20 protein-coding genes are annotated in these 16,863 nt (G+C 69.8%); 8 read left to right on the top strand and 12 right to left on the bottom strand.

The window, feature by feature from the left end; translation table 11 throughout:
- Positions 1–17 precede the first annotated feature (17 nt).
- The 6 genes from AB0C30_RS51210 to AB0C30_RS51235 all read right to left on the bottom strand — a co-directional run bounded on the left by AB0C30_RS51210 (position 18) and on the right by AB0C30_RS51235 (position 2,947).
- Complete coding sequence (locus AB0C30_RS51210; RefSeq protein WP_350668905.1) at positions 18–101, bottom strand: putative leader peptide; 84 nt, start codon at positions 99–101, stop codon at positions 18–20.
- A gap of 32 nt (positions 102–133) precedes the next feature.
- On the bottom strand, positions 134–577 hold the full coding sequence (locus AB0C30_RS51215; RefSeq protein WP_357958167.1) for a thioredoxin family protein: 444 nt from the start codon (positions 575–577) through the stop codon (positions 134–136).
- Between the two features lie 28 nt (positions 578–605).
- On the bottom strand, positions 606–1,409 hold the full coding sequence (locus tag AB0C30_RS51220) for a zf-HC2 domain-containing protein (RefSeq protein ID WP_357958299.1): 804 nt from the start codon (positions 1,407–1,409) through the stop codon (positions 606–608).
- Positions 1,409–1,921, bottom strand: a complete 513-nt coding sequence (locus AB0C30_RS51225; RefSeq protein WP_357958301.1) for a sigma-70 family RNA polymerase sigma factor — start codon at positions 1,919–1,921, stop codon at positions 1,409–1,411. Before AB0C30_RS51225 ends, AB0C30_RS51220 begins: the two co-directional genes overlap by 1 nt.
- Before the next feature lie 37 nt (positions 1,922–1,958).
- Positions 1,959–2,624, bottom strand: coding sequence for a DUF2993 domain-containing protein (locus AB0C30_RS51230; protein ID WP_357958168.1), 666 nt, complete (start codon positions 2,622–2,624; stop codon positions 1,959–1,961).
- 71 nt (positions 2,625–2,695) lie between these two features.
- Positions 2,696–2,947 carry a MoaD/ThiS family protein gene (locus AB0C30_RS51235; protein ID WP_357958303.1) on the bottom strand — a complete coding sequence of 84 codons (252 nt, stop codon included), beginning with the start codon at positions 2,945–2,947 and terminating at the stop codon, positions 2,696–2,698.
- Positions 2,948–3,122: 175 nt separating this feature from the next.
- Here AB0C30_RS51235 and AB0C30_RS51240 point away from each other — a divergent pair, with 175 nt between their 5' ends.
- From AB0C30_RS51240 to AB0C30_RS51250, 3 genes are all read left to right on the top strand, one after another.
- Positions 3,123–3,809, top strand: coding sequence for a response regulator transcription factor (locus AB0C30_RS51240; RefSeq protein WP_357958170.1), 687 nt, complete (start codon positions 3,123–3,125; stop codon positions 3,807–3,809).
- A gap of 237 nt (positions 3,810–4,046) precedes the next feature.
- Positions 4,047–7,397 carry a tetratricopeptide repeat protein gene (locus tag AB0C30_RS51245; protein ID WP_357958172.1) on the top strand — a complete coding sequence of 1,117 codons (3,351 nt, stop codon included), beginning with the start codon at positions 4,047–4,049 and terminating at the stop codon, positions 7,395–7,397.
- A gap of 83 nt (positions 7,398–7,480) precedes the next feature.
- Positions 7,481–7,870 carry a hypothetical protein gene (locus AB0C30_RS51250; protein ID WP_357958173.1) on the top strand — a complete coding sequence of 130 codons (390 nt, stop codon included), beginning with the start codon at positions 7,481–7,483 and terminating at the stop codon, positions 7,868–7,870.
- A 66-nt stretch (positions 7,871–7,936) separates the two neighbouring features.
- Here the strand turns inward: AB0C30_RS51250 and AB0C30_RS51255 are convergent, their stop codons facing one another.
- Positions 7,937–8,611, bottom strand: a complete 675-nt coding sequence (locus tag AB0C30_RS51255) for a hypothetical protein (protein ID WP_357958175.1) — start codon at positions 8,609–8,611, stop codon at positions 7,937–7,939.
- A gap of 38 nt (positions 8,612–8,649) precedes the next feature.
- On the opposite strand from AB0C30_RS51255, the gene AB0C30_RS51260 reads away from it, so the two are divergent.
- Positions 8,650–9,630, top strand: a complete 981-nt coding sequence (locus AB0C30_RS51260) for a hypothetical protein (RefSeq protein WP_357958176.1) — start codon at positions 8,650–8,652, stop codon at positions 9,628–9,630.
- A 16-nt stretch (positions 9,631–9,646) separates the two neighbouring features.
- Here the strand turns inward: AB0C30_RS51260 and AB0C30_RS51265 are convergent, their stop codons facing one another.
- A complete protein-coding gene (locus tag AB0C30_RS51265) occupies positions 9,647–10,339 on the bottom strand; it encodes a TetR/AcrR family transcriptional regulator (RefSeq protein WP_357958178.1) in 693 nt (230 codons plus the stop codon).
- Positions 10,340–10,447: 108 nt separating this feature from the next.
- Here AB0C30_RS51265 and AB0C30_RS51270 point away from each other — a divergent pair, with 108 nt between their 5' ends.
- Positions 10,448–11,047, top strand: a complete 600-nt coding sequence (locus AB0C30_RS51270; RefSeq protein WP_357958180.1) for a hypothetical protein — start codon at positions 10,448–10,450, stop codon at positions 11,045–11,047.
- Between the two features lie 5 nt (positions 11,048–11,052).
- Here AB0C30_RS51270 and AB0C30_RS51275 read toward each other — a convergent pair whose 3' ends face one another.
- On the bottom strand, positions 11,053–11,445 hold the full coding sequence (locus tag AB0C30_RS51275) for a glutaredoxin domain-containing protein (RefSeq protein ID WP_357958182.1): 393 nt from the start codon (positions 11,443–11,445) through the stop codon (positions 11,053–11,055).
- A gap of 89 nt (positions 11,446–11,534) precedes the next feature.
- On the opposite strand from AB0C30_RS51275, the gene AB0C30_RS51280 reads away from it, so the two are divergent.
- Positions 11,535–12,914 (top strand): FAD-dependent monooxygenase, encoded by a 1,380-nt coding sequence (locus AB0C30_RS51280; RefSeq protein WP_357958184.1) that lies wholly within the window; start codon positions 11,535–11,537, stop codon positions 12,912–12,914.
- Here AB0C30_RS51280 and AB0C30_RS51285 read toward each other — a convergent pair.
- Complete coding sequence (locus AB0C30_RS51285) at positions 12,896–13,792, bottom strand: EamA family transporter (protein ID WP_357958186.1); 897 nt, start codon at positions 13,790–13,792, stop codon at positions 12,896–12,898. The genes AB0C30_RS51280 and AB0C30_RS51285 overlap by 19 nt on opposite strands.
- A 38-nt stretch (positions 13,793–13,830) precedes the next feature.
- On the opposite strand from AB0C30_RS51285, the gene AB0C30_RS51290 reads away from it, so the two are divergent.
- The gene (locus tag AB0C30_RS51290) at positions 13,831–14,358 is read left to right on the top strand and encodes a MarR family transcriptional regulator (protein ID WP_357958188.1); all 528 of its coding nucleotides are present in this window, start codon (positions 13,831–13,833) and stop codon (positions 14,356–14,358) included.
- A gap of 53 nt (positions 14,359–14,411) precedes the next feature.
- Here AB0C30_RS51290 and AB0C30_RS51295 read toward each other — a convergent pair whose 3' ends face one another.
- Positions 14,412–15,014, bottom strand: coding sequence for a cadmium resistance transporter (locus AB0C30_RS51295; protein ID WP_357958190.1), 603 nt, complete (start codon positions 15,012–15,014; stop codon positions 14,412–14,414).
- Between the two features lie 129 nt (positions 15,015–15,143).
- Between AB0C30_RS51295 and AB0C30_RS51300 the strand changes: the two genes are divergently transcribed.
- A complete protein-coding gene (locus AB0C30_RS51300) occupies positions 15,144–15,692 on the top strand; it encodes a flavoprotein (RefSeq protein ID WP_357958192.1) in 549 nt (182 codons plus the stop codon).
- Between the two features lie 52 nt (positions 15,693–15,744).
- On the opposite strand, the gene AB0C30_RS51305 is transcribed toward AB0C30_RS51300, so the two are convergent.
- Positions 15,745–16,683, bottom strand: coding sequence for a hypothetical protein (locus tag AB0C30_RS51305; protein WP_357958193.1), 939 nt, complete (start codon positions 16,681–16,683; stop codon positions 15,745–15,747).
- Between the last annotated feature and the right edge of the window lie 180 nt (positions 16,684–16,863).

The raw sequence follows: 16,863 nt of genomic DNA on the forward strand, positions 1-16,863 counted from the left end.
TCCGCGCGAGACCGTCCTCAGGCAGCGCGACAGAGCGCGGTGGCTACGCGGCAGAAATCAACCGCGCGCCGCTTCGTCAGCAGCTCTGTCGATGGGTTCATGGCAAGGACACTACTCGCCGTCTCGGCATCTGTCACATCTCGTCCGCGTTCTGAGACGAAACGTGGGACACTGCCCCGGCCAAGGCGGCGAGGACGTCCGCCTTGCGCGGCTGGCCAGACGCCTTTTTCACGATATTTCCGGCGCTGTCGAGGATCAGGACCGTCGGCGTGCGCATGATGTCGAGCCGCCGGACGAGATCAAGACGCGACTCGGCGTCGATCTCGACATGCGCCACCCCGGGCACGAGTCCGCTGACGTCGGCCAGCACCCGCCGGGTCGCCCGGCACGGCTGGCAGAAGGCGGTCGAGAACTGTACGAGCGTCGCCCGCTCCCCCAGGTCAGCGCCCAGGTCGGCGGTGGCCAGGCGGTCGTCCGCCCGAGCCGTGTCGCGCACCCTGCCGTCGCGGCGCAGTCGTACCACCCCGATCACCGAGCCGAGCGCCAGCGTCGCCAGCGCCACCCACAGTCCTGTCATCTCGTGGTGCAACCCCGGAGGGGACGCTTTACTTCCCCTTCGGGGCCGGGATCTTGACGAGCACCTTGCCGCCCGAGTCGACGACCTCGAACCTGGCGATGTCGTTCATCGGGATCCGGGTCTGGCGCGGGAAGACCGCCTTGTTCTCGTAGGTCTCCCGGCTGACCTTCCAGCTCGCGGTGGAGTCGTACGCGCCGTTCTTGGCGAACACCACCAGCCGGCACGTCGTACCGAGCGGCAGACCACTGACCCGCACCGACAGTTTCGTCACGTCGCCGCCGGGGAAGGCCGTCACGCTCGCGTGATAGCCCTTGGCGGCGTTCTCGCCGGGGAACTCGCGGCCGGGCGCCGTCTGACTCGCCGAGGGCCTGGGAGTCGGCCGCGCCTCGGACTTCTTGAGCCGCGCGTCATTCGGCGCGCTGTCCGTCGCGGCGTACGGCGCTTCCGCATGGGACTCGACCCCTGCGGAGGTGGCGGCGGGCTTGGCGGCGGACTGGATGGCGTTCGGCTGCTGGGCGCCCATCCACACCGTGACGCCGACCGCCATCACCGCGACGGAGGCGGCCACGGTCAGCAGCGCGCGTCCTCTCCGGTGGCGCCGGGCACGGGCGTTCAGCAGCCGGTCGAGCACCTGGCGCGGCGGGCTGGAGACCAGCTCGACGTCGCGCTCCGACACCTTGCCGAGGAACGACGCGACGCCCTCCAGGTCGAGCAGCTCGGCACCGCACGCCTCGCAGGTCGCCAGGTGGGTGTCGATCTCCAATGCCTCGTCGGGCTCCAGCGCGCCGAGCGCGTGCGCGCCCAGTGCCAGCCGTACCTCCTCACACGTCATCACGGCGCCAGCCCTCGCTCCTCGAGCGCGAGCCGGAGCGCGCGCAGCGCGTAGTAGGTGCGTGACTTGACCGTGCCCGGCGGGATGCCCAGCGTGGCCGACGCCTCCTTCACCGATCTCCCCCGGTAGTAGACCTCCATCAGCACCTCACGGTGCTCGGGCCGCAGCGCGGCCAGCGCCTCGGCCACGGCCCATGACTCGACCGCCCGCTCCAGCTCGTCGTCCGCGGGCAGCACAGCGAGCGCCTCGTCGCCGGTCTCCGGCGGACGCGCCTTGCGGGCGCGGTGCTGGTCCACGACGAGATTACGGGCGACGGTGAACAGCCAGGCACGTATCGGGCGGCCGGTGAGGGCGTCAGGATGCCGCCAAGCCCGCAGCAGCGTTTCCTGCACGACGTCCTCCGCTCGTCCCGAATCGCCCGTGAGTCGCAGCACGTATCCGTAGAGTGGCCCAGCGTGCTCGTCGAAGAGGGTCCTGACCAGTTCCTCGTCGGCGGTGTCGGCTGCGGTCACACCCTCATCACGTACGGCGGGACCGACCGGTTCGATGTCATCCACGGAGTGGCACGTCAGACGCTTCGGCCGCGAACTCCAACCCGTCGGCCACGCTCCTCACTCCGGTCACCTTCACATCGAACGGGAGCTTCCCCTTGAACGGGATCGTGTAGGTCACGAACTTCGCGAGCGCGTCGGGCACCCCTTGGATCTTCTCCGCCTGGAGCTTGATGCCGCCGTCGGCCACCTGGACGCGCATCTCCGCGTTGAACTTCACCTTGTTCACCCCTACCGTCACCTCACCCGACGCGACGAGCCGCTGGCCGTTCCCGGAGATCTTGACGCCCTGCGGTGCGTACTTGTCGATCGTCGCCCTGGTCAGAGTGCCGTGGACGGTCAGGCGCCCGGCCCGGACGTTGGCTCTGTTCTGGAGCACGTCGGCCAGCGGGGCGGTCACGTCGTAGGCGACGCCCTGCAGGTCCTTCACCGGAACTCCCCCGTAGGTGAGAGTGCCGAGATTGAACCGTACCTCTGGATAGCGGCCGGAGACCGCCTGTGTGAGAAATGGGATGCCCTCGATGGTCACCGTCGGCTGGCTGCTGAGGTCGGCCGCGGCGGAGATCCTGTTGGCGAGGTCGCGCTGCACTCCGGTGACCGCCACCCGGTCGACGACAGCGAGGAGAACGACCAGCACGATCAGGAAAACGATCAGTTTGCGCATCGGACATCCTGTCTCACGGGGGATCATGAGCTTATCGACTGGAATGCCTCATGCCCTGGCCGAGCGCTCGATCACCCCCCGGCGAAGGGCGGCAGCACCTCGACCGTCGCTCCGTCGCCGAGGATCACCTCCTCGTGTGCCCGTTTGCCCACCGGCGAGCCGTCGACCAGGAACGACGAACGGCTGACCACGCGGGCCAATTCGGCACGATTTTGTGTGATTTTGGTCATGAGTTCACCAAGTGTGGCCGCGTCGAACGGCTCCTCGGCGACTCCGGCCGCCTCTTTCGCAGCGGCCCAATAACGTACCTTTCCCGTGGCCATGGCCACCTCACATTCTTCCAGACTCCATTGTGCGACCGCGTTAACATCGGCGTTCCACGGTTTGCGCTGTTCATCTGGTGGACGCGCAATGGACGCGAACGTCGCGTGAGATATCCTCGCCTACAGGACCTGGGCGACGAAGCCCCCGGGTCCTTGTGTGTTTGAGGAGGCCGATATGAGCAACCTGCTCCTGCTGACCAACGCCCTTGAGCCGTCGGCCGAGGTGCTACCGGCCCTGGGGTTGCTGCTCCACTCGGTCCGCGTCTCGCCCGCCGAGGCGTCCGCGCTGATCGACACGCCGCCCGCCGACGCCGTTCTGGTCGATGCCCGAAAGGAGTTGGTGCAGGCCAAAAGCCTGTGCCGGCTGATCCGTACGACGGGCATCGACTGCCCGCTGCTGGTGGTCGTCACCGAGGGCGGGCTGGCGGCCATGACCGCCGAGTGGGGCGTCGACGACGTGCTGCTGGAGAGCGCGGGGCCGGCCGAGGTGGAGGCGCGGCTGCGGATGGCCGTCGGCCGTACGACTCAGGCCGAGGATGTTCCGGACGAGATCCGTAGTGGCGATCTGTCCATTGATGAGGCGACATATACGGCACGGCTGCGGGGGCGGGTGCTCGATCTGACGTTCAAGGAGTTCGAGCTGCTGAAATACCTCGCGCAGCATCCGGGCCGTGTGTTCACCCGCGCCCAGCTGCTGCAGGAGGTGTGGGGCTATGACTACTTCGGGGGCACCCGGACCGTCGACGTGCACGTCCGGCGGCTGCGCGCGAAGCTGGGCACGGAGTACGAGTCGCTGATCGGCACGGTCCGCAACGTGGGCTACCGCTTCGTCCCCGACCGCACCGACCCGGCCCACGTCTGATCCCCCCCAGTTGACATGTGACGCCCTCAAGGTTCCACTGATGTGACAGGACGGCCCTCGGCCGTCGTGTCGCTGTCATGTCGTGTGGGCTGTTTCGGTCGTGGACACCGCCGTCCCGAGAGGGGTGGTGTCGGGGTGGGGATCTTCCGGTCGCTCGTCGAAGAAGGCGCGCGGCCCCGAATCTTTCGGCGTAACGAGAGTATTTGTTCGGCATTTCGACCGAGCAACCGCGTATTTGTGATCGATTATGGCTATGCGCGGGAGTATTTAGCGGGCGGCGAGCGCGACGGCATTCACGATCTGCGGGCCGGCGGCGATCTCGTCGGGGAATTGGCGTTCTGGAGTCCTGGCGAACGGGTGCGGATCGACGCGCTGACCGAGGTACGCGCCTGGTCCATCGACGTACGGACATTGCGCGAGCACGCCGCGGCCAATACGGCGGTGGCCATGGCGCTGGTGCAGGAACTGTTCGCCAGAGACGTCGCCGCTCGCCGGCATGAGGCGCTGGCCCGGGCGCCCGTCGCCGCGCGGCTGGCCGTGTGGCTGCTGCACCTGGACGAGCGCTACGGGCTCGCCGGCGAGTCGGCGCCGCCCCTGTCCATGGAGACGCTGGCCGATCTGGTGGGCAGCGCGCCCGATGTGGTGCAGCGGCAGCTCACCCGGTGGGTACGGCAGGGGTGGCTGGTCCGGCCCGGCTATCGGCGGCTGCGGATCGCCGACGCGGCCGCGTTGCGGGGCGTCGCCGGGGCCTGGGAGCACTTGTCCGCTCCCTGGGAGGGGCGGGTCACACCGTTCCTGACCCGGCCGGGCGCGCCGGCCGAGCCGTTGCCCGCCGGAGAGGTGCCCCGGCCCGCTCAGCTGCCCGCCGACGTGTCCGACTTCACCGGGCGGCAGCAGAGCCTCGATCTGCTCACCTCGTGGCTGGACCGGCCGCGCCGCCCGAACACGATGGTCGTACAGGGGCTTCCCGGCGTGGGGAAGACGGCGCTCGTGACGCGCTGGGCGCACCAGCAGGCGGCCCGGTTCCCCGATGGGCAGATCGTGATCGACCTGCGCGGGCAGTCCCCCAGCCAGCCACCCATGACCCCGGCCGAAGCGCTGGGGCAGATCCTGCGCTCGCTCGGCGTCGGCGAGCACATGCCCGCCGCCGACGAGGCCGAGCTGATGCTGCTCTATCGCAGCCGGCTGGCGGGACGGAAGCTGCTGCTCATCCTGGACAACGCCGCCGACCCGGCCCAGGTGCGGGCGCTGCTGCCCGGCAGCAAGGACTGCGTGGTGCTGGTGACCAGCAGGACCAGGATGGCGCCGCTGCGCGCGACCGGGCACGCCGACCTGATGGACCTGTCCGTCCTCGATCCGGGCAACGCCGTCGCGCTGCTGGTCGCGGTGCTCGGCGAGGAGTCGCCACGGGCCGCCGACCGCGACGCGCTGGCCGAGCTGGCCAGGGTCTGCTCGTACCATCCGTTCGCGCTGCGCATCTCGGCGGCCAAGCTCGCCGAGGATCCCGGGCTGAGCGTCGAGTCGCGCGTACGCGAGCTGCGCGGTCCCGACCAGCGGCAACCGCTGTCCGGCGATCCGGAGGACGCCTTCCGGTCCGCGCTCGATCTGGCCTACGAGTCGCTTTCTCCGCCGCAGCGGCGCGCGTTCCGGCACGTCGGGCTGCTGCCCGGCCGGGACTTCACGCCCGAGGTGCTGGCCGCCGCGCTGGGCGGCTCCGTCAGCGAGGCGGTGATCGCGGTCGAGGGGCTGCACCGGGCGTACCTGGTGGAGCCGATGGCCGAGACGCGCTATCGCGTGCACGACCTGGTCAAGCGGCTGGCCAGGGAGCTGGGCCGGCACGCGGAGGCGGGCGTGCGCGAGGCCAGGGTCCGGCTGCTCGACCACTACCTGGGCATGGCGACCGATCCGGCCACGCCGCGCGCGTGGTTCGAGGCCGAGCGCCGTTCGCTGGTCTCGGTCGTACGGCTGGCGGAGGAGACCGGCGCGCACCACGCCGCCTGGCGGCTGGCCGAGGCGGTGTTCGAGCCGTTCAGGCGGCTGCGGTACTACCAGAACGACCTGGAGATCCAGCAGATCGGCCTCGACTCGGCGGCGCGGATCGGCGACCGGCGGGCGATCGCGCTGATGCGCAGCCATCTCGGCTCGATCTACCGCGACATCGGCCCCTCCACGCAGGCCGCCCGCCACATCGGCGAGGCGCTGTCCGACTTCACCTCGCTCGGCGACCGCGAGGGCCGGGCCCGCGCCCTGAACGACCTGGCCGAGGTACACGGCATCGCCGGCAACAGCGCCGACGCGCTCAAGTGCGCGGGCGAGGCCCTGGAGCTCTACCAGGAGATCGGCGACCTGGCCGGGGTCGCCGACTGCCTGCACTCGCTGTCGCGGCTGCACCTGTCCCAGGAACGGCACGAGCTCGCGCTGCACCACGCCGGACAGGCGCTGGAGGTACGCGAGCAGCTGGGCGACCTGCACGGCACCGCGCAGAGCCTGATCATCCTGGCCCGCGTACAGCACCACCTGGGCGAGCCGAACGCGGCCCTGTCGGAGGGGCTGGAGGCGCTGGCGATCTGCCACGACCTGGGCGACGAGCACAGTGAGGCCGAGACGCTGCTCTGCCTGGCCGAGATCTACGACTCGCTCCGGCTGCCGCACGACGCGCAGCGTGACGCCGAGCGGGCCCTGGCCGGGTACACGGCCACCGGCGACCAGCACGGCTGCGGCCGGGCCCTGTGCACGCTGGGGCGCATCGCGCGCAACGGCTCCCGTTACGACGAGGCCCTCGAACACTACGAGCAGGCGCTGGCCGTACAACGGGAGCTCCACCACGAGCAGGGGCGGGCGGAGACGCTCGGCGACATCGGGCTGGTGCACTGGCGGCTGGCCGACTACCTGCGCGCCGACGACTACCTCAACCAGGCGCTCGCGATCAGCCGGGAGATCCACGACCTGCCGGTCGAGGCGCGGATGCTCAACCGGCTGGCGCGGGTACGGCGCCGCCAGGGGTTGCCGCAGGTGGCGTTCGTGCACGCGCTGGAGGCGCTGGACCTGGTCCAGGGCATGGGCAATCGCCGGGCCGAGGCGGACGTCCAGGAGACGCTGGCCTACACGTACCTGTCGCTCGACCGGCACCAGGACGCGCTGCGCGCCGCCAAGGCGTCGCTGGCGATCAGGGAGGAGCTACGCGACAACAAGGCCAGCTCGCTGCTGTCGATCGCGCAGGCCATGCACGTCGCGGGCCAGCCGGCCGCCGCGCTCGGGTACGCCAGGGAGACGGTCGAGCTGCAGAACGAGAGCGGCACCAGAGATCGCTGGGCGGCGGCGCTCACCACGCTGTCCATGATCCTGCTGGACCTGGACCGGCCGGTGGAGGCGCTGACGTTCGCGTCGCAGGCCAGGGATGTGCATATCGTCTCCGGCACCCGGCGCGACCTTGGCTGCGCGCTGCGGGCCATCGGCCTGATCGCCCACCGGGTCGGGGACCGCGCGGAAGCCGTGGCCCACCTGAGGGAGGCGGTACGCATCCTGGAAGAGGTGGGCGACGTCTTCGAACTCAAGAAGGCCACCGCAGAACTCCGCCAAATGTCGTAAATTTCGCGACCTGAGGTCGCAGATCTTGACCGGCTCCCTGCCGTTAGCTGGTGCTACCAGCTACTCCAACGGAGGTGAACCGGATGCTCAGAAACCAGCCGCGTCGAGACCTGCGCTGGCTCAGTCGGGACCTGCACTGGCTCAAGCGACAAGGACGTAAAGACCGGCGGATCACGCTCTCCGTGCTCGCCGGAGTGCTCACCGCCTGGATCCGCCAACTCTCCCCCACCGACCCGATGCCCGGGTCGGGCCCCCTGCTGGCCATCTCGCTGGGGCTGGTGACCGCGTCGGGGGCGGCCTGGCTGGTGGCGGCGGGCTTCCTCGCCATCACGGCTCGGCCGCGGCGGGAGCCGGCCGAGGCGCTGCGGTGGGTGTCGCATATCGCGCGGGCCAAGGAGTGGGCGTTCTGCTCGCTCAGCGCTTATGTGGCGTGGCACCTGCTGCAGTTCGTCACGGCACTGTTGGTGAGGTAACCGCCGGGGCTCGGGGGTTGCGCGGTGGGTGTCGGTGCGGTTTGAGGTCGCGCGCTGGCGCCCACCTCAGAGTGCGGCCGACTCCAGCGTGTCGAGCCGCACTCCGGTCCCCGTGTGGACGGCCTGGACGATCTCGGCCGCGGTGAGCTCCGCGAGGCCGATCGGCAGGTCGGCCCGCTCGTCGCACCACCCGACGATCGCTTCGGCCGTCCTCACGGACACGGGCTCGGCGAAGTGGACGAGGCTGACGTACCAGCGATCACGCACCCGGCCACGCTCGAAGTCGCGCACCCCGCGCGCGGCCAGCCCGTGCGCGAACCGCTTCTGGAGGGTGACCAGCGCGTCGTCGACCGGATAACCGCAGGCGAGCACCCCGCCCGCGTGGGGGCTCACGCCCCGCAGCACCACCCGGACCGGCGGCAACCCCTCGGCCGCCTCCCGCAGGGCGTCGGCCCAGGCAAGCCGTAGCGGGTCGTCGACGGGGATGACCGACCGGTAATGCTCCAGGGACCGCAGCGTGACGTGCAGGCAGTCCGCGCCGTGCGCCCAGTGCCCGGGTCCGGCGACCGTACCCGCCTCACGGGCCAGCTCCACCAGCCGGTCGAGCACCGTACCGGCGGGCCGCAGGACCGCGGCGGCTCCCCAGCGAGCGCCACCCTCCACCATCGCCCGGTCGTGGACGGCGCGCCCCGACAGGAGAGCGTCGCGTCCAGCGGCAAAGAAGGCAGCGAAGTCGGACATCCGGGCAGTATGCCAGGATCCCTGGTATCTAGTGATCTGTGGATGTACGGGCATGGTGCGAGAGGTGGCTCGGCTCGATCCCGGTCCGTGAGCTGTTCCGCACTGGGCATCTGGCCGTGGTGCTGGGTGTCGAGCTGGCGGACGGCAGAGCTGTGGTGCTCAAGCGCCGTCCTGCCGCGGATCGTGTCCAGGGGTGTGTGGAGGTGCAGCGGCAGCTGTCCCGCACGGGCTTCCCGTGCCCCACCCCGCTCACGGACGCCGTACCACTCCCCCCTTCGCCGGCCACGGACCAGACCCGCGCCCAGCCAGCCTCTTGGACGCCCCCGGCCGACACCCCCTCCACGTCCGGCTCTTGGACGGTCACCGCCGAGAGCTATCTCCCCGGCGGAGCGCAGTTGGACCGGGATGCCGATCGGTCCCGGCTGTTCGCGGAGGCGCTGGCCCGGTTCGTACGCCTGGCGCCCTCCCCCGACGCCGTCCCCTCCGTCGCCCCGGCGCCGCCGTGGGTCGGCTGGGCGCATGAGTCGGCGAGCGTCTGGCCGTGGCCGGACGACATGGACGTCGATCTCAACACCCGTCCCGGTCCCGCCTGGCTGGACGACCTCGGTCGCCGCGTCCGCGACCGCCTGCTGGCCGTACGGCATGCGCCGGTGATCGGCCACGGAGACTGGGAGTCGCAGAACCTGCGCTGGCAGGGCCACCAACTGCACGCCGTACACGACTGGGACAGCGTGGTGTGCCTGCCCGAGCCCGCCATAGCGGGAGCGGCGGCGGCCGTGTTCACGGAGACGGGCGAGCCGTTCGAGGCCGCGACGATCGACGAGACAGAGCGCTTCCTGGAGGCGTACGCGCGAGCGGCCCCCGGTTGGAAGGCGGAGGAACGCGCGATCGCTTGGGCGGCGGGGCTGTGGGTGCGCGCGTTCAACGCCAAGAAGGCATCGCTGACGGCCGACGGAGTGCGAGTCCTCGACCGACTGGCGTACGAGGCGGAGCCGCGCCTGCGACGCGCGGGCATCTGACCTCGGCGGACGCGTCTCAGCCGACGGGCGTGGGACGGGCGGTGAGTTGGGCTTCGAGGCCGTCGAGGATGGTCTTGAGGCCGAGTTCGAAGCTCTGGTCGAGGGGCTCGGCGGAGTCGGCGTCCTCCCACGCTTCGATGCGGGCGCGCAGGCGCGGGAATCGCATCGCGATCTCGCCCGCCTGGGTCATGGCCTCTCGCATCTGCTCCTCCTCGTCACCGCCGTTACGGCGTAGCCGCGCCCTCCAGGCTGCCTCGGCCACCTCGCTGAGGGCCGTGCCGAGCACGTAGGTGAGGACCGTCTGGCTCGCGTTGTCCGCCTCCACACCGACGAACCCGGCTGTTTCGAAGACGGCGAGGCAATGGTCGTCGCGGCGCGCCTTGCCGGGACCGTACATGAGATGGGTGCTCATGGCCGTCACCAGCCACGGGTGCCTGCTGATCATCGCGCGGGTGTCGTGGGCCATGGTCGTGGCCGCCGTCCGCCAGCCGACCTCACCGGGGTCGGGGAGCTCGACCTCGCCCCACACCTCGTCGCCGGCGAGCACGACGAGATTCTCCTTGCTCTTGACGTGCCAGTAGACCGCCGTCGCGGCGGAGCCGAGCCGGGTGCCCAGGCGCCGCATGCTCAGACCTTCCACGCCCTCGGCATCGAGGATCTCGACGGCGGCCCGGACGATCTGCTCACGGGTCAGCGTGTCACGCGGCATGTTCCCAGGATAGGGGGCGTCTTGCACAGTGTTCAAATACAACTTGCACAGTGTTCAAGCGCTGCCCTACGCTCCTTCTTGCACACCGTTCAAGTGGGGAGTGAAACGATGACCGATCCAGGCCCGCATGGCCGGGCTCCCGCCCAGGAGAAGCGCCGTCCGCGCAGCGTCGTCTTCGCGGCGACGCTGCAATCGCTGACCGCCTTGCCGTTCCTGGTCGGATCCGCCGTCGTTCTCTTCTATGGCGCGGGCGCTCAGGCGGCGGCCGAGGCCGAGGTCGCGCGGCAGGGCCTTCCCCCCGCCGTCCTGGCCGGCCATGGCATCAGCTTCGGATCGAACCTCGCGGATATACCACTCGCCCTCGGGATCGCCGTGGTCCTGGTGACTCTGGCCCTGCTCAACCTGAGAGGGAACCGGGTCGGCCGGATGCTGTCCTGGATTCTGCAGCCGGTCCTCTTCGTCGCCGGCAGCGTGATCGTTCCCAGCCAGGTGTTCACCGCTCAGGTGCTCGAATCCTCTTTCAAGAAATCCGGCGACCCGGTGCTTGAGCGGATCGACGTGCGCGCCATGGTCGACGCGGCCGCGCACGTCATGCCCAGCGGGCTCCTTTATGTGAACATCGGCAAGCTCGCCCTGACGACCCTGGGCTCACTGCTGGTCGTCATCCTGCTCGCGACTCCCTCGGCGAGAGCCTATTTTCGCAGGTAAAGGCCCTAGCGGGCGTCGGGCAGCAGGTGCGGGGCCTCCGTCTTGACCGCCTCCAGCAGCTGATCCTTCGACGGGTTCACCATCGTCTTTCCGGCCACCGTCACGGTCGGCACGGTCTCGTTCCCGTTCGCCACCGAACGGACGAACGCCGCCGCCTCGGGGTCTCGCCAGATGTTCACCTCGGCGTGCCGCAACCGTGTGAAGCGCAGACGCGTCCTCAGCCTCATGCAGTACTTGCAGCCGGGCCGCCAGTAGACGACCACGCCCGTACGATCCGCCAGCGCGTGCGAGGTCGCCCGATCTCGGCGGGGCAGGTTCGCGAAGATCATCCACGCCGCATAGAAGACGAGGAAGGAGATCGCGATCACGGAGAGCGCACTGGAGATCACGGAGGACATATCGGAAGTATCTCAAGCGAGTCCGACGATGACAGTGGCGGGCGAGACGCTGACAGAGATCTGGCAGTACGGACCGGCATGGTCGCACCATGACCGAGAAGACGAACGTTCTCATCGTCGGCGGCGGCCCGACCGGGCTCACTCTCGCCGTGGATCTGGCCAGGCGCGGCGTCGACTGCCGCATCGTGGAGCAGGCGCCGGAGCCCTTGGGCGGCTCCAAGGGCAAGGGGCTGCAGCCCCGCACGCAGGAGGTCTTCGATGATCTAGGCGTGATCGACCGGGTCCTGGCCACTACGACGCTCTATCCGCCGCTTCGGGTGGGGATCGGCAGGGTGCCGGTGTACCAGGGCCGCATGCACAAGCTCGTCACCCCCACCGACGCGGTGCCGTACCCCATGGTGATGATGCACCCGCAGTGGCGCACGGAGGCGGTGCTGCGCGAGCGGCTGACCGAGCTGGGCGGAAAGGTGGAGCAGGGCACCGGGTTGACCGGTTTCGAGCAGGACGCGCGCGGAGTGACGGCCAGGCTGAGCACGGGGGCGACCCTGCGGGCGGACTACCTGGTCGCGGCGGACGGTGGCAAGAGCTTCGTACGCAAGGCGCTCGGCGTCGGTTTCGCCGGGGAGACCCGCGAGGAGGAGCGGATGGCCCTCGGCGACGTACGGGCCGAGGGGCTCGGCCGGGACCACATCCATGTCTGGTACCGGCCGGGCAAGGGAATGGTGGTGCTCTTCCCGATGGCCGGCACCGACACCTTCCAGATGCTCGCCCCGCTGAAGCCGGGCGTCGTGCCGGACCAGACGCTCGCCGGCTTCCAGCGGCTCTTCGCCGAACGGTCGATGCTGGGCGGGGTCCGGATCACCGAGCTGCTGTGGTCGTCCCTGTACCGGGTGAACATCCGCCTGGCCGACAGCTACCGGACCGGCCGGGTCTTCCTCGCCGGGGACGCCGCTCATGTGCACTCGCCCGCCGGCGGGCAGGGGCTCAACACCGGCGTACAGGACGCCTACAACCTGGGCTGGAAGCTCGCCCGGGTGCTGGCCGGCGCGCCGGAATCGCTGCTCGACACGTACGAGGAGGAGCGGCGGCCCGTCGCCGCCCGCGTGCTCGGCCTCAGCACCGACCTGCTCGACAAGAAGACCCACAAACGCGACGAGGAGACCCACCAGCTGATGGTGAGCTATCGGGGCGGCTCGCTGGCCCGGCGGGGCGGGGACCGCGTGCCGGATGGTCAGGTGCGGCTGGCCGACGGGTCTCAGGTCCGGATGTTCGACCTGTTGCGGGGCACGCACTTCACGCTGCTGTCGCCTGATCCCGCGCCGCGCGTGGCCGATGGGCCGGAGGTGCGGGCGTACGAGCCGGCTGAGCCCTACGGTGCCGAGCGCCACACGCTGGTCCGGCCGGATGGATATGTCGGGATCTCGACCTCGTCGGCGGAGGAGCTCGCCGCTTATCTGGCCATGGTGTGACTCAGCCTTGTCGTGATCAGCGCGACGAGGCGCTTGGCGGCCGGCTGGCCCAGCAGGATGCCGGAGAGCACCAGGACCAGCCCGCAGACCTGTTGAGCGGTGAGCGTCTCGCCGGCGAGCACGGTGCCGAGCAGTACGCCGGTCACCGGGTTGAGCAGCCCGATCAGGCCCACCGTCGCGGCGCTCAGGTGCCGCAGCCCCGCGAACCAGGCGGCGAACGCCAGCGCGGTCGCGACGACCGTGACATAGCCGAAGCCGAGCAGCGCCGGGCCGTCCAGCGACGGCGGCGCGCCCTCCACGGCGACGGCGACGGGTAGGAGCGCGATCCCGCCTGCGATGAGCTGCCAGGAGGTCAGCGAGAAGACGTCGACCTGCGCGCTCCACCGTTTGGCCAGCACATAGCCGGCCGACGACATGACCATGGCCAGGACGGAGGCCAGCACGCCGGAGGCGTCGACCGACGCCGTACCGTCGAGCAGCAGCAGGCAGACGCCCGCGATCCCGATCCCGGCCCCGGTCACGTGCGCCACCCTCGGGCGCTCGGCGAGCGCCGCCCAGGCGAACAGCATCATCATCACCGGGGAGGTCGCCATGATCGTCGATGCCATGCTCGTCGGCAGCTTCTGGGCGGCCAGGTAGACCAGCGCGAAGAACGCCCCCATGTTGAGCGTGCCGAGCACCAGCGAACGCCACCACCACGCTCCCCGAGGGAGCTTCCGAGCGAGGAGCAGGAGGAGTAACCCGGCCGGCAGGGCCCGGATCACGGCCCCGTACAGCGGATGATCGGGCGGCAGGAATCGATGGGTGACCAGATACGTAGAGCCCCAGGCGATCGGCGCGAGCGCGGTCACAGCCGCCCACCGAAAAGTACCTTCCATGGAAGCAATATAGCTTCCATGGAAGCTATATTGGAATCGTGACGAACAACTTCGACCACGTCGCCCGCATCCAGCAAGCGTGGGCCCGCGAGCGACCCGACCTGGACGTGAGCCCGCTGGGCGTGATCGGACGGCTGCACCGCCTCGCCGGCCACCTGACCGAGCGGCTGTGCGTGGTCTACCGGCAATACGGGCTGGGCGAGGGAGACTTCGACGTACTCGCCGCCCTCCGGCGCGCCGGAGCGCCCTACGAACGCGCGCCCGGCGAGCTGGCCGCGCACACCATGGTCACCACGGGCGCCATGACCAAGCGCATCGACCGGCTCGAACGCGCCGGCCTGGTCACCCGCCAGCGCAGCGCGAGCGACGGGCGCGGCCGGGTCGTCGCGCTCACCCGGGCCGGCCGGCAACTGTTCGACCAGGCGTTCACCGAGCACGTGGCGAACGAGCGCCGCCTGCTCGACGGCCTGACGTCCGAGCAGGCCGCCCAACTGGAGTCGCTGCTCACCACCTGGCTCGCCTGCTTCGAGGCGCCGCGGCCCGCGAAGCTCGATGATCAGACCTGAGGCGACAGCACTCTGGTAGCTGAGCGGCGATCCGTCGAGGACGAGAAACCCGGTCAGAGGCCGAAGGCACCGCCTTGGACGAGGATGAGCAGCCCGATCCCGATCAGGACGATGGGCAGGAGAATGTGCCCCCACCGGCTGAGAGCCTTGGCGATGACGGGTCGGGTGGCGAAGAACCTGCCCGCCAGGCACCAGACGGCGACCAGAACGAGGAAGACGACGGCGTAGACGCTCATGCCGCCGATGCCGGCGGTGGCGAAGACAGGGACGTAGACGCCGATGTTGTCGCCGCCGTTGGCGAAGGTGACCGCGGCGACCTCCAACGCCTTGGGTCCACCTGTCGCGGCCTGCTCGTTGCCGGCGTCCTCGCCGTTGACGTGGTCGCGCCACGCCTGCCAGCCGGCCTTGAGACCCAAGGCCAGCGGTAGCAGGCCGAGGTACGGGATGACGGGCTCGGGCAGGAAGGTAGCGCCGAACGCGGCGGCGATGGCGACGACGAGGATGGCGGCGAACCCGAGGTACTGCCCCAGGATGATCCGCGAGGTGGCGCCGCGGTGCCCGGCCCCCTGGGCGAAGAACAGCGCCAGGATCACGATGTCGTCGATGTTGGTGACGGCGAACAGGCCGGCGGCTTGCCCGATGATGCCGACGTTCACGAGGGGCGTGGTTCCTCTCCAGGAGGCGGGAGTACCTGAGGAACGTATCGGGCGTGCCGATACCGCTGGTAGTCCCCTCAGCGTTTACCGTGAAGCCCGCGAGTATGCCGCGCCGCCAGGAGTCCTCACGTGATCCAATCCAGCAAGGTCCTCTACATCATCGTGTGCGCCGCAGGAGCCGCCGCCGACGTCGGCCGACTGGTCACCCACGCCCAGGACGAGGGCTGGACGGTCCAGATAGTCGCCACCCCGTCCGCCCTGGACTTCATCGACGTCCCCGAACTGGAGCGGCAGACCGGCCGCCCCGTCCGCAGCCGGTACCGCAAGCCGCACGAGCCGAAACCTCCCAGAGCCGACGCGATCATCGTTGCCCCCGCGACGTACAACACCATCAACAAGTTCGCCCAGGGCATCGCCGACACCTACGCTCTCGGCCTCCTCGCCGAGGCGCCCGGCCTGGGCATTCCCGTCGTCGTCCTGCCCTTCGTCAGCAGCGCTTTAGCCTCCCGCGACCCCTTTCTCCGAAGCGTCGAAAGCCTGCGCACCGAAGGCGTCCCCGTCCTCCTCGGCCCCGGCCAATTCGAGCCACCTCCCGCTGAGACCGGAGGAGAGAATCTGGACACTTATCCCTGGGCACTGGCGCTCAAGGAGCTCGGGCGGCACTATCCCCGCTATTGATGTGGAAATCCCGCTCCAACCAGCTGGTCCCGGGCGAAGCGGAGGGCCTTACTCATGATTTCTCAGCGTTGGGATCGGTGAACGCTCGTAGACACAGCCGCTCTGCTACGTTGCCGGCGAACCAAGCGAAGAAGTCGCTGTCCGGGTCATGGCCCGCGCGAACCGTCGCGCACCAGTCCTCCCGGTCGAGCACTGCCAGGTATCGGCGTACGAGGCGGTCTCGCTGTTCGGGCGTGCAACCGAGTCTTTCCGCCGGTTTCCGGGCCAGGTGGTCGGCAATCATGGCGGCGTCGACATACCTGTTCACGGTCGCGGGCTGGCGGCTGAGATGACCAACGTACGCGTCCAGGGCGATGCGGGCCGGCGGATAGTGCTCCAGGGTCAGGCCCATGCCGCCGCAGTCGGCCATGGTCTTCAGCAGCCGGCCGGTGTGATCGATCAGATCGTCGTCGACATCGGGCCCGGTGATCGCTTCGTGGAGGTGAGCGGAGGTGGCGACCTGGCCGGCGAAGTAGCCGTTGAGGAAGTCGCCGTCGCAGGAGTGACGCAGCAGCCATGGGCGCGCCTTGGACGACGCGCTCCCCCGGCAGAGCGCCTCAATGACGTAGACCCGTCCCCATCCGGCGGCCCTTTGGGCGAGCCACATCAGTGCCTCCTGGCCGCCACCATGACGTCGTCGCAGGGCATCGGCGGCCAATGTGCCGAACCAGTTCGACAGCAGCCCAATCGTCTGGATCAGCGGGATGTCCTCTTCCGCCCAATCGGCGGCGAGCAACGCCAGCCCCACGACGGCGGAGCGCCGATCGCCGCTGTGGCGTACGAGCCATCGCCCGGTCCGCTGAACACGCTGTGCGTCCGCCCGCAGCGCTGCGGCGGCGATGTGCTCGTTGCGATGGATCGGGACGTCAACGTCGTGGAAGGCATCAACGAGTTCGCTGGGCGGTGCATCGGCTCTGGCGAAGTGCGCGTCCAGGATCGCGGCGACATCCACGCCGACCAGCCGTTGATCTTCTGGCACTTCTCGCCGGGATCGTCGGCGGTATTGCTCCTCATCGGGGTACGGCTCGCCGTCACGCGGTAGAGGAGAGTTCGGATCTCGCTGGTGCAGGCTCAGCGCGTAGTCGAACAGGCTGATCTGGGGTCCGAGCGGTCCAGGCTCGGTCATCACGCT

Origin of the sequence: Nonomuraea sp. NPDC048901 (assembly GCF_040649695.1) — a bacterium.
Classification (GTDB): Bacteria; Actinomycetota; Actinomycetes; order Streptosporangiales; family Streptosporangiaceae; genus Nonomuraea.